Annotated in this window: 6 protein-coding genes; 4 read left to right on the forward strand and 2 right to left on the reverse strand. The window is 62.1% G+C overall.

The annotated features are described in order from the left end of the window. Positions 1–9 precede the first annotated feature (9 nt). Positions 10–4,821 carry an NAD-glutamate dehydrogenase gene (locus tag C2134_RS01605; RefSeq protein ID WP_103316999.1) on the reverse strand — a complete coding sequence of 1,604 codons (4,812 nt, stop codon included), beginning with the start codon at positions 4,819–4,821 and terminating at the stop codon, positions 10–12. Positions 4,822–5,299: 478 nt separating this feature from the next. Here C2134_RS01605 and C2134_RS01610 point away from each other — a divergent pair, with 478 nt between their 5' ends. From C2134_RS01610 to C2134_RS01625, 4 genes are all read left to right on the forward strand, one after another. Then, positions 5,300–6,064 carry an ABC transporter substrate-binding protein gene (locus C2134_RS01610; protein ID WP_103317000.1) on the forward strand — a complete coding sequence of 255 codons (765 nt, stop codon included), beginning with the start codon at positions 5,300–5,302 and terminating at the stop codon, positions 6,062–6,064. A gap of 65 nt (positions 6,065–6,129) precedes the next feature. Beyond that, on the forward strand, positions 6,130–6,819 hold the full coding sequence (locus tag C2134_RS01615) for an ABC transporter permease (RefSeq protein WP_103317002.1): 690 nt from the start codon (positions 6,130–6,132) through the stop codon (positions 6,817–6,819). Then, positions 6,816–7,547: an ABC transporter permease gene (locus C2134_RS01620; RefSeq protein WP_083340883.1), complete on the forward strand. Its 732-nt coding sequence runs from the start codon at positions 6,816–6,818 to the stop codon at positions 7,545–7,547. The genes C2134_RS01615 and C2134_RS01620 overlap by 4 nt, the downstream gene beginning before the upstream one ends. A gap of 391 nt (positions 7,548–7,938) precedes the next feature. After that, complete coding sequence (locus C2134_RS01625; RefSeq protein WP_043626009.1) at positions 7,939–8,928, forward strand: GlxA family transcriptional regulator; 990 nt, start codon at positions 7,939–7,941, stop codon at positions 8,926–8,928. Here C2134_RS01625 and C2134_RS01630 read toward each other — a convergent pair. After that, a complete protein-coding gene (locus tag C2134_RS01630) occupies positions 8,921–11,119 on the reverse strand; it encodes an ATP-binding protein (protein ID WP_146042055.1) in 2,199 nt (732 codons plus the stop codon). The genes C2134_RS01625 and C2134_RS01630 overlap by 8 nt on opposite strands. Positions 11,120–11,402: the final 283 nt, after the last annotated feature.

Genomic DNA, 11,402 nt, shown 5'->3' on the forward strand with positions numbered 1-11,402 from the left:
GGGGAAGCATCAAGCCAACAGGTGGTTGTTCAGCTCGCGCATGCCGGCGGACAGCATCGCCAGATCCAGCGCGCTGAACGACTGCAGCTCGGCGAACATCTGGCCGCACACTTCCACGGCAGCCTGGCGCTTGACCAGCCACTGATCGGCGAAGCCAGCCGCCGCGGCGCTATCCTGCAGCGCCTGGCGAGCCAGATCGCGGTGCACGCGGTACAGATCGTCGCGCAGCGCCGAGCGGGCCAGCGACTGCCAGCGATTGTCGCGCGGCAGGCTGGTGATGGCGTCGCGTAGCCAGTCCAGCTGCAGCGCCCGGCCCAGCTGGAAGTAGTTGGCCGCCACCTGCTCCAGCGCCAGCTTGCTGCCGTCGCTGATTTCGATGATGTCCATCAGCGGCACGGCGTATTCCAGACGCGCCAGCACCTGCTGCAGCGATTGCGGCAGCTTGGCGTGGGCGATCCGGGCTTCCAGCTCGGCCACGCCGGCATACTGCGCGGACGGCACCAGCTTGGGCAACTGGGCCAGCAGGCCTTGCACCTTGGCGGCGTACTGCTCGATCACCGCGTTGACGGAACCGAACGGACGCTTGTTGCGCAGCAGCCAGCGCGTCGCGCGCTCCACCAGCGTGCGCACCAGCACCATCAGCTGCATCTGCTGGTCGGCCGGCACCTTGTTGTCCAGCGCTTCGATCTGGCCCCACAGGCTTTCCGCGTCGAACACGCGGTTGGCGATCCACCAGGCGCGGGCGATGTCGGCCGCGGAGAACGGCGACTCTTCCTGCAGGCGGAACACGAAAGTGGTGCCCATGCGGTTGATGATCTGGTTGGCCAGCTGGTTGGAGATGATCTCGCGGCGCAGCTGATGCTGTTCCATCTGCTTGCCGAAGCGCTGCTGCAGCGGTTTCGGGAAGTAGTTGACCAGCACCGGCAGGAAGTCGCGGTCGTCCGGCAAGTCGGTGGCCAGGATGGCCTGATCCAGCGAAATCTTGCTATAGGCCAGCAGCACCGCGATCTCCGGCACGGTCAGGCCCTGACGGGCCAGGCGGCGTTCGTTGATCTGGGTTTCGGTCGGCAGGTACTCGATCTCGCGGTTCAGTTCGCCGGTCTTCTCCATGTGCGTGATCATGCGGGCATGGGTGGACAGCATGGAAGCCGCTTCCAGACGCTTGATCGCCAGCACCTGGGTTTGCAGCACGTTGTTGCGCAACACCAGATGGCCCACTTCCTCGGTCATCTCGGCCAACAGCTCATTGCGCTGCTTCAGCGTCATGTCGCCGGCCTGCATCACCGCGCCCAGCAGAATCTTGATGTTGACCTCGTGGTCGGAGCAATCGACGCCGGCCGAGTTGTCGATGGCGTCAGTGGCGATGCGGCCGCCAGCCAGCGCGAACTCCACGCGTCCCAGCTGGGTGCACGTCAGGTTGCCGCCCTCGGCCACCACGCGCGCCTGCAGCTGGTTGCCGTTGACGCGCACCGGGTCATTGGCGCGGTCGCGCGCGTCGGCATGGCTCTGCGTGGACGCCTTGATGTAGGTGCCGATGCCGCCGTTGTACAGCAGGTCGATCTTGGCTTTGAGGATCTCATGGATCAGCTCGTTCGGCGCCATGTGGTCCTTGTCGGTTTCCAGCCACGCCTTCACTTCCGGCGACAGCGGAATGGACTTGGCGCTGCGCTCGAAGATGCCGCCGCCCTTGGAGATCAGCTCGCGGTTGTAATCGGTCCAGCTGGAGCGCGGCAGGTTGAACAGGCGCGCGCGCTCGGCGAAGCTCTTCTTCGCGTCCGGCGTCGGATCCAGGAAGATGTGCAGGTGGTTGAACGCCGCCTTCAGGCAGATGTGCTCGGACAGCAGCATGCCGTTGCCGAACACGTCGCCGGCCATGTCGCCGATGCCGATCACGGTAAAGTCCTGCTCCTGGGTATTGATGCCCAGGTGGCGGAAGTGGCGCTTCACCGACTCCCAGGCGCCGCGGGCGGTGATGCCCATGCCCTTGTGGTCGTAGCCGGCGGAACCGCCGGAGGCGAAAGCGTCGCCCAGCCAGAAGCCGTAGGCCTCGGAAATGCCGTTGGCGATGTCGGAGAAGGTTGCGGTGCCCTTGTCGGCCGCCACCACCAGGTACGGATCATCCGGGTCCAGCCGGCGCACGTCCTTCGGCGGCACGATCTGGCCGGTCACCAGATTGTCCGTCACGTCCAACAGCGCGGAGATGAAGATCTTGTAGCAGGCGATGCCCTCGGCCAGGAAAGCCTCGCGCTCGCTCGGCGCCGGCAGCTGCTTGCCGACGAAACCGCCCTTGGAGCCCATCGGCACGATCACCGAGTTCTTCACCATCTGCGCCTTCACCAGGCCCAGCACCTCGGTGCGGAAGTCTTCCATCCGGTCAGACCAGCGCAGGCCGCCGCGCGCCACCTTGGAGCCGCGCAGGTGCACGCCTTCGACGCGCGGGCTGTACACCCAGATTTCAAACAGCGGACGCGGCTGCGGCAGGAACGGAATCTGGTTCGATTCCAGTTTGAACGAGATGTAGGACTTGAACTCGCCGTCGGCGCCTTTCTGCCAGAAGTTGGTGCGGCGGGTGGCCAGGATCACGGCCAGGAAGCCGTTCAGGATGCGGTCTTCATCCAGATTGGCCACGCCGTCCAGCATGCCGCGCACGGCGGCCAGCAGCAGCTCGGCCTTCTCGTCGTCGAAGCCTGCCGGGTCCAAACGGGCGTAGAACAGTTCCACCAGGCTGCGGGTGATGGCCGGGTAGTTGGCCACGCACTGCTCGATATAGGCTTGGCTGAAAGTCAGGCCGCCCTGGCGCAGATACTTGGCCAGCGCGCGGATCAGGGAGATTTCGCGCCAATCCAGGCCGGCTACCAGCGCCAGGCGGTTGAAGCCGTCGTTTTCGCAGCGCTTGGCGAAGACCTGGGACAGCAGCTCCTGGAAGTCGTGCTGCACCTGGTCCTGCGACATCTGCTCGCCAAAACTGCCGATATCGAGGCCGAAGTCGCTGATCCACACCAGGCTGCCATCGACGCGCTTGACGCAGTACGGGTGCTCATCGCGCACCTTGACGCCCATGTTTTCCAGAATCGGCAGGCTGGCCGACAGGCCCAGCGGTTCGGCCTCGCGGAACAGCTTCAGATTGAAGGCCGCGCCGGTGCGGTGGAAGGGGCGGTACAGCTTCATGGCCAGCGGCTGCTCGGCGCTCAGCGCCTCCAGTTGCTGGATGTCCAGCACGGCGTTGCGCACCGCGAATTCCTCGCGGTAGGCCACCGGGAAACCTTCCTTGTAGCGATTGAACAAGCCGTTGCCGCGCTCTTCGCCATAGGCCTCCACCAGTTGCTGGTGCAGCTCCTCCACCCAGCCGCGCACCAGTCGGGCGATTTCGGCTTCGATATCGCCCTCATGGAATTCCGGCAGTTTGGACGCATTGGTGCGGATGATGTAGTGAACGCGGGCCAGGGTGCCGTCGCCGATCTGCACGCTGAACTCGGCGCTGGCGCCGTCGAAGGCGTTCATCAGCACTTTTTCGATCTTCAGCCGCACTTCGGTGCTGAAGCTGTCGCGCGGGACATAAACCAGGCAGCTGACATAGCGATGGTAGCGGTCGGCGCGCACGAACAGGCGGACGCGTGGGCGTTCCTGCAGGCTGACGATGCCCTCGGCAATCGGGCCGAGCACTTCGGCCGGAATTTCGAACAATTCGTCGCGCGGGTAGCTTTCCAGCACGAAGCCGAGCGTCTTGGACTTGTAGCTGTCATCGACGAAGTCGCAGCTTTTGACCACGCTGGCCACCTTCTGGCGCAGGATGGGCACGTCCTTCGGCGACGTCTGATAGGCGCTGGCGGTGTAAAGGCCGAGGAAGCGGCGTTCGCCTATCACTTCGCCCTTGTCGTTGAAGCGCTTGATGCCGACGAAGTCGACATAGGCCGGACGGTGGATGATGGAGCGGGTTTGCGATTTGTTCAGGATGATCAGCTGCGGCAGGTGCGCCAGTTCGCGCAATTCCTGCGGCAGCTGTTCGAAGCTGGCGGAATACTCTTTGTCGCCCTGATCCTGCAGGATGCCCAGGCCGGAATCCTTGACGATGCGCAGGCTGTCCTTGCCGTCGCGCTTGACCAGGTCGTAGTCGCAATAACCCATGAACAGGAAATTGCGCTCGGCCATCCATTCCAGAAAGGCCACGGCCTCCTTGGCTTCGGCCGCGCGTTCGCCCTTCAGCTTGGACAAGTCCTTGCTGATGCCGGCGAGCATTTCGCGCATCTTGGGTTCGTCGCGCACCACCAGGCGGATATCGGCCAGCACGCGCTTCAGCTCGGCTTCCAGCTTGGCCAGCAGCGCGGCGTCGCTGATGCGGTCGATCTGCACGTGGATGAACGACTCCAGCGGCAGGCTGCGGTCTTCGGTGCGCTTGACGGCGCTCATCACGCCGCTCTTGTCGCGGGCCACCGACAGCACCGGATGCACCAACAGGTGCAGATTGAGGTTATAGCGCGACAGCAGCATGGTGATCGAGTCGATCAGGAACGGCATGTCGTCGTTCACCACTTCGATCACCGTGTGGGTGCTTTGCCAGCCGTCGCGTTCGAAATCGGGGTTGTAGATGCGGCACTTGACCTGGCCGGCAGAGCGCTTGCCGGCGAACTCGTAATGCGCCATTGCGGCACCGAACAGGTCGAGCGAGGAGAACTGCCGCAGGTCGGCGTGTTCAGTCTCTTCGAAGTAGCTCGGGAAGAAGGCGGCGAGTTGTTGGGTCTCCTGGGAAGAAAGCTTGCTCTCGGCTACAGCCTGGATATCTGCGATCAGGCTGGCCAGTTCAGTCTTGTTGGTAAGCGACATTTAGCTTCTCTTGTTGTGAGCAGGGAGGTTGTCGGGGCATTGTAGATAGCGGCACCCATACCGGATTTCCTGAATGCGACATCGGCTTACATAAAACGCGCAAGCCGTATTCCGCCGGCAACAACACGGGGGCATAAGCAGGCCGGAAATCCAGGCCATACATTACAGCAAAGCGACGGCCAGTTACACAAAGACCATCGCACCGCGCATTGTAGCCAATCAGGAAAAACATTCATAACCTATTGATTTTTATGATATTTCCATTTTTTGGGAAAAGTAAGGTAGAATGTGCGCACTTGCTTATGGGGATTGACCAATTCCGCCACTTGTTGTTCACAAGCGCGGCAGATAAAGGCCAGCCAGCAAGACAAGACGACCCGGATCGGAACAATAACGTCGGCTCCGCTGCGGGGTTTACAAGCCAGTCGTCGCGCAGGCGCCTGCCGACGGCCAAAATAAGAGAAGTAGAAGCAACATCATGAAAAAAGCCCTGATTGCAAGCGCCAGCTTCGCCTTGATCGCCTCCCTGTCCGCCCAAGCGGAAACCGTCCGCTTCGGCATCGACCTCAACTACCCGCCGTTCTCCAAGCAAGGCGCCGACGGCAAGCCGCAGGGCTTCGACATCGACATGGCCTACGCGCTGTGCAAGGAAATGAAAGTCACCTGCCAGATCGTGCCGCAAGACTGGGACGGCTTGATCCCGGCGCTGAACGCCAACAAGTTCGACGCCATCATCTCCTCGATGCAGATCACCCCGGAACGCCAAAAGGCAGTGGACTTCACCGGCAAATACTACAACATCGCCAGCCGCCTGGTGGCCAAGGATGGCACCAAGGTAGACGCCGCCAGCTTCAAGGGCAAGAAAATCGGCGTGCTGCGCGCCTCCACCCAGGAAAAATTCGCCAAGGACTTCTGGGGCAAGAACGGCGCCACCATCGTGCCGTACGCCAAGTCGCCTGAATCGTTCCTGGACCTGAAGTCCGGCCGCGTCGATGCCGTGTTCGTGGACGGAGCCGTGGGCGAAGGCGAATTCCTGAAGACGCCGCAAGGCAAGGGCTATGCCTTCGTCGGCCCGAACTACTCCGACGTCAAGTACTTCGGCCTGGGCGCCGGCATTGCCGTGAAGAAGGGCAACAAGGCCCTGCTCGACCGCCTGAACAAAGCCATCGAGGCCGTGCGCAAGGACGGCAGCTACAAGAAGGTTGAGGAAAAATACTTCAGCTTCGACGTCTACGGCGGCTAACCCCCGCTCCCTGGCAGGCGCGCGGCGCGCGCCTGCTCCCGCAATCCCCTCTTCCGAGATTGCCCATGTTTTTGCAAGGTTACCTTCCCAGCATCCTGGAAGGCACGGTGCTGACGCTGAAGCTGGCCGGCTCCGCGCTGGCCGTTTCCGTCGCGCTCGGCCTCATCGGCGCGCTGTTCAAATCCACCTCGTCGCGCGCGTTGACGCTGCTCGCCGAATGCTATTCCACCGTGGTGCGCGGCATTCCCGATCTGGTGTGGATGTTCCTGCTGTTTTTCGGCGCGCAGATGGCGCTCAACGACATCTGCGGCCATTTCGGCTGGCAAGCGCCCGATATCGACCCGTTCATCGCCGGCGTCGCCACCCTAGGCTTCATTTTCGGCGCGTACATGACCGAAACCTTCCGCGGCGCGATGATGGCGGTGCACAAGGGTCAGATGGAAGCCGGCCTGGCTTACGGGATGTCACCGCTGCGCGTGTTCTTCCGCATCCAGTTGCCGCAGATGGTGCGCTATGCCCTGCCCAGCTTCTCCAACAACTGGCTGGTGCTGGTCAAATCCACCGCCCTGGTATCCGTCATCGGCCTCAATGATGTGATGTACCGGGCCGACGCCGCCAAATCGGCCACCCAGCAGCCGTTCGACGTCTATATCGTCGTCGGCGCGTTGTTCCTCTGCATTACCGGCGTGTCCAATCTGCTCTTGCACTGGACAGAAAAACGCTACTCGATGGGCACCAAGGAGAGCGGGCTGTGATCGATCCGAAACTGATTATCGAACGCTTGCCGGAATTCTTCGGCGCGCACGACGGCGGCCCCATGCTGTCGTCGACCGACGGCCTGATCATGACGCTGCAGTTGCTGGGCCTGTCGCTGCTTTTGGGCCTGATGCTGGCCATCCCGCTAGCCGTGGCGCGCACGGCGAAAAACCGCGCACTGTCCGGCGCCGTCTGGCTGTTCGGCTACGTCTTCCGCGGCACGCCGCTGCTGGTGCAGCTGTTCATCATCTATTACGGCCTGGCGCAGTTCGACTGGATACGCGATAGTTGGGCCTGGCAATACCTGCAAAACGCCTATGTCTGCGCCATCCTGGCCTTCACGCTGAACACCGCGGCTTATACCACGGAAATCATCGCCGGCCAGATCCGCAATACCCACTGGGGCGAAATCGAAGCCGCGCGCTCGGTCGGCATGAGCCAGTGGCTGATGCTGCGACGCATTGTGCTGCCGTCGGCGCTGCGCCGCGCGCTGCCCGCCTACAGCAACGAAGTGATCATGATGCTGCAGAGCACCGCCATCGCCGGCCTGGTGACCCTGGCCGACCTGACCGGCGTGGCGCGCCGCATCTACAGCGAAAGCTATATGCCGTTCGAGCCGTTTTTCACCGCAGCCGTGATCTACCTGGCGCTGACCTTTGCCCTGGTCTGGCTGATGAAGCGCGCCGAGCGGCGCTATCTGGCTTTTCTGGGTCCGCGAAAGCAATAAGCCGCCGGTGAGAATTCCGCTGCCCGGCGTTTGAAATAAATCGTACAATGCAAGCTAGGGGCTGTTGACGATTGCTGAGCGGATCGCGTTTGCGCCGCTTTTGACCGGATGCAAGGCGCGCAGTCCGCCGCATAGTTACTCTATGCCAGGGCTGCGTAACGCCGCATCCGGCCAAAAGCGGCCAAACCCGCAGGGCCGGGCGCCTTTCGTGACAACTCTTCGTTGTTCCGCACTGGCAGAGAATGACTATGCGGCGTGCGAAACGCCTCGATTCGTCGCGAAATGCGCTCCGGCGCGACCGCTCAGCGATCGTCAACAGCCCCTAGACAAGCCGCCATGCCAGGCTCCCTGACATGGCGGTATTTTTGCCAACCTTACCTGCCGCTCAGACATGGCTCACACGCCTCAAACCGCCAAACCGTTGCGCTTCGGCTTCTTGCTGCTTCCCCACGCCTCGATGGCTGATTTCGCCAGCGCCTCCGAGGTGCTCAACCACGCCAATCTGCTCGCGGAGAAAAAGCTTTACGAAACCCTGCTGCTATCGTTGGATGGCGGCCAAGTACAGCTCTCCAACGGCATCAAGCTGGCGGTGGACCTGCCGCTGTCGTACGCGCCGAAACTGGATTATCTGGTGATTCTGGCCGACGAGATCGGCAGCGATTTCGCGCTGGAGGAACTGAGCAAGGGCATGTCCAGCATCAACGCCGACAAGATGACGCTGGCCGGCATCGGCTGCGGCAGCTATTGGCTCGCACGGGCGGGCCTCCTTGCTGGGCAGCGCGCAACGATACACTGGCGCGAAATCGCGCGGCTGACTGAAGAGTTTCCCGATGTGATCGTGACGTCCAATCTGTACGAAAGCGAGGGACGCTGTCTCAGCTGCGCTGGCGGGGCGGCTACCTTTGATTTCATGCTGGACCTCGTTGGCAGGCAACAGGGACATGAGTTCATCGCCCAGTTGTCCGAGCTGTTCAGCATGGAGCGCATCCGGCCCGGCAACGAACGCCAGCGCATTCCGCTGGCCACCCGCATCGGCGGCAGCCAGCCTAAGCTGACCGAGGCTGTCAGCCTGATGGAAGCCAATATCGAAGAACCGCTGTCCACCGACGACATCGCCTACTATGTCGGCGTCTCCCGACGCCAGTTGGAGCGGCTGTTCAAGCAATACCTGGGCACCGTGCCGTCCAAATACTATCTGGAGCTGCGTTTGAGCCGGGCGCGCCAATTGCTGCTGCAGACCAGCAAATCCATCGTGCAGATCGGGCTGGCTTGCGGCTTCTCCAGCGGGCCGCACTTCTCCAGCACCTACCGCAACCATTTCAACATCACGCCGCGCGAAGAGCGCGCGCAACGCACTCAGATCGGCAACCGCGCTAGCTGAGTTGGCGCTCGGCCTGCAAGGCCAACGGCAGCTCGATGCGGAAGCAGGCGCCGCTGGCCGGAATATTTTCCGCCGAGATCAAGCCGCCATATTGCTCCACGATGGTCTGGCAGATCGACAAGCCCAGGCCCATGCCGTGCGGCTTGGTCGAAAAGAACGGATGGAACAACACTTCCAGCAAGTCCGGCGTAATGCCGCGCCCCGTATCCCTCACTTCCAGGATGCCCTTCTTGCCTTCGCGGCGAGTGTGGACGATGACATGGCGCTTCAAGGCCGGCTCGTCTTTCAAGGCATCCATGGCATTGGACAGCAGGTTCAACACCACCTGCTCCAGCTGGATGCTGTCCGCCATCACCGGAATCGAATAGCCCGATAGCAGCTGGACCACTTCAATGCCGCGCTCCCGCAGATCGTACTCCGCCAGAAACATGCAGTTGCCCACCACCTGATTGACGTCGATCAGCCGCGTCTCGATGGCGCGCTTGCTGACCAGCGCGCGCAGCCGCTTGATGATCTCCCCGGCGCGCCCAGCCTGCGCCACCGCCAACTTCAATGCGGAATTGACTTGCGGCGGGGCATCCTCCACTCCATCCAGCAATTGGATGGCGGCCTGGCAATAGTTGGAGATCGCCGTCAATGGCTGATTCAGCTCATGGGCGATGCCGGACGCCATCTCGCCCATGGTATGCAGCCGCGCCACATGCGACAGCTTCTCCAGATGCTCCTTGACCCGAGTCTCGCTGGCCTCCAGCGCGGCTGCGGTCCTTTGCCGCAGCGGCCCCATATCGCGCAGCGCGCACACCACGCCTATCTGCACCCCGTCCCGAGACATCAACGGCGCGATGCCGCCCTCGACCGAATGCACCTTGCCGCGCGCCGTGGTCAGTTGCATGCGCTCCGCCAACTCCACGGCCTGCCCGGTCCGGAAACACTCGCTGATAGGATCCTCGGAAAACTCCGCGGCCAACTCGCCCATCAAGCGGAATACTTCATGGCATGGCAGGCCAAGCACCTCATCGGCAGGCATCTCCACCAGTTGCAGCGCCATGGGATTAGCCATCTCGATCCTACGATCCTGCCGCAGAATCACCACGCCATCATGTATCGCATTCAAGGTCACAGACGCGCGCTCGCTCTGCAGGAACAGCTCCTCATCGGCCTGGCTGCGCTCTCGGCGCAAGGCGACGCGCTGGGAATAAATCAGCGCCGCAGCGGACAACAGCAAGGCGATGAAAACCTCTCTGAGCAACAGCGGCAGCAGCGCCAGATCATTGAGACGGATATCCTGCTCGACGCCCAGAACAAAAGGCTGCGCCTCGCTGTTCAGCGGCAAACGCAGCGTCAAGCGCGTTATCTTGGGCCACCAATCATGATCCCCATCCCGATGCAAGCGCTGGTACAGCGGCTCGCCCCCCGCGCGGCCATCCCGCGGTAGCAAAGACAAGTCCAAGCCGGCAGGCAAGGCCTGGTCTTCAGGCAACTGCAGCAGGCGGTCGCAAAACACCACCAAAGCCACCACGCCGGCAAGATCGCGGCCGCGGCCCTGACGCGCCTCCCCGGCCGACTCTCGATACAGCGATTGCATCAGCAGATAGGCGCGACCACCGCCGTCATACAATTCGAAAGGACGAGACGAAACCTTCTGCCCGCTTGCCACCGCCCGTTTCAACTCCGCGGAAAAATGCGGATCGCCCAGCATGTCATAACCGTAGACCGGGCTGAAAGCTGGCAGATCCGGCTCGATCATGGATACGATCAACGCCTGCGGCCTGACCGGAGCGGGCTGCCAATTGCGCTTACCCTCCGCGCCGTAGTCGCGGATGTAAAAAGTTTCCCCGAACCGCTCCCCCATGTTGCGCAGAAACTCGGCGCGCGCCTCCTGCGTGACATTCTGCAGGAACTGGATCGCGTACAACTGCTGATAGCGCGGCAACATTTCCCGCGCAAAGGCGCTGAGCGCAGGCGCATCCAACTGCTCATGAGAAATGAGCAGCGCATTGATCGCAGACAGCACGGACTCGTTCTGGTCAAGCCTGCGCGCGACGCCCGCATAGGCTTGGTGGGCCGCTTGCTCGAAACTGTCCTGCAGACGGCGGTACTCCCCGCTCCCCCACTGGGCCAATACCCACAAGCTGCTAAGCAACCAGAGCGCGCCAAACAGAAGCCACTCGCGACCTTTGAATTTACTCAAGACCCGCCCCGAAATTCATATGACATCATGAATGATATGCTTTGCATAAAACATTCGCCGGGCATTTTCACAAAAAGCCGCCATATTCGCAACGCAACTCAAACCGACAGCACAGGCACACTTTCTGCGCCAATCAGACCCGCATCAACAGCAAAGCCCCGGCAGTGTCTGTCGGGGCGGGTTCCGCGCATTCGGCGGCGCAAAGCACAAAGCCCAGCTCGTGTGAGCTGGGCTTTGTCTTATGGGGCGTCTGGCGGTGTCCTACTTTCACATGGCGAATGCC

Origin of the sequence: Chromobacterium sinusclupearum, from assembly GCF_002902845.1 — a bacterium.
In the GTDB taxonomy this organism is placed as follows: domain Bacteria; phylum Pseudomonadota; class Gammaproteobacteria; order Burkholderiales; family Chromobacteriaceae; genus Chromobacterium; species Chromobacterium sinusclupearum.

What these genes read in the sequence shown, in the direction of transcription:
- C2134_RS01625 (WP_043626009.1), top strand. Translation starts at nt 7,939, where the DNA reads ATGGCTCACACGCCTCAAACCGCCAAACCGTTGCGCTTCGGCTTCTTG.
- C2134_RS01615 (WP_103317002.1), top strand. Translation starts at nt 6,130, where the DNA reads ATGTTTTTGCAAGGTTACCTTCCCAGCATCCTGGAAGGCACGGTGCTG.
- C2134_RS01610 (WP_103317000.1), top strand. Translation starts at nt 5,300, where the DNA reads ATGAAAAAAGCCCTGATTGCAAGCGCCAGCTTCGCCTTGATCGCCTCC.
- C2134_RS01605 (WP_103316999.1), bottom strand. Translation starts at nt 4,821, where the DNA reads ATGTCGCTTACCAACAAGACTGAACTGGCCAGCCTGATCGCAGATATC.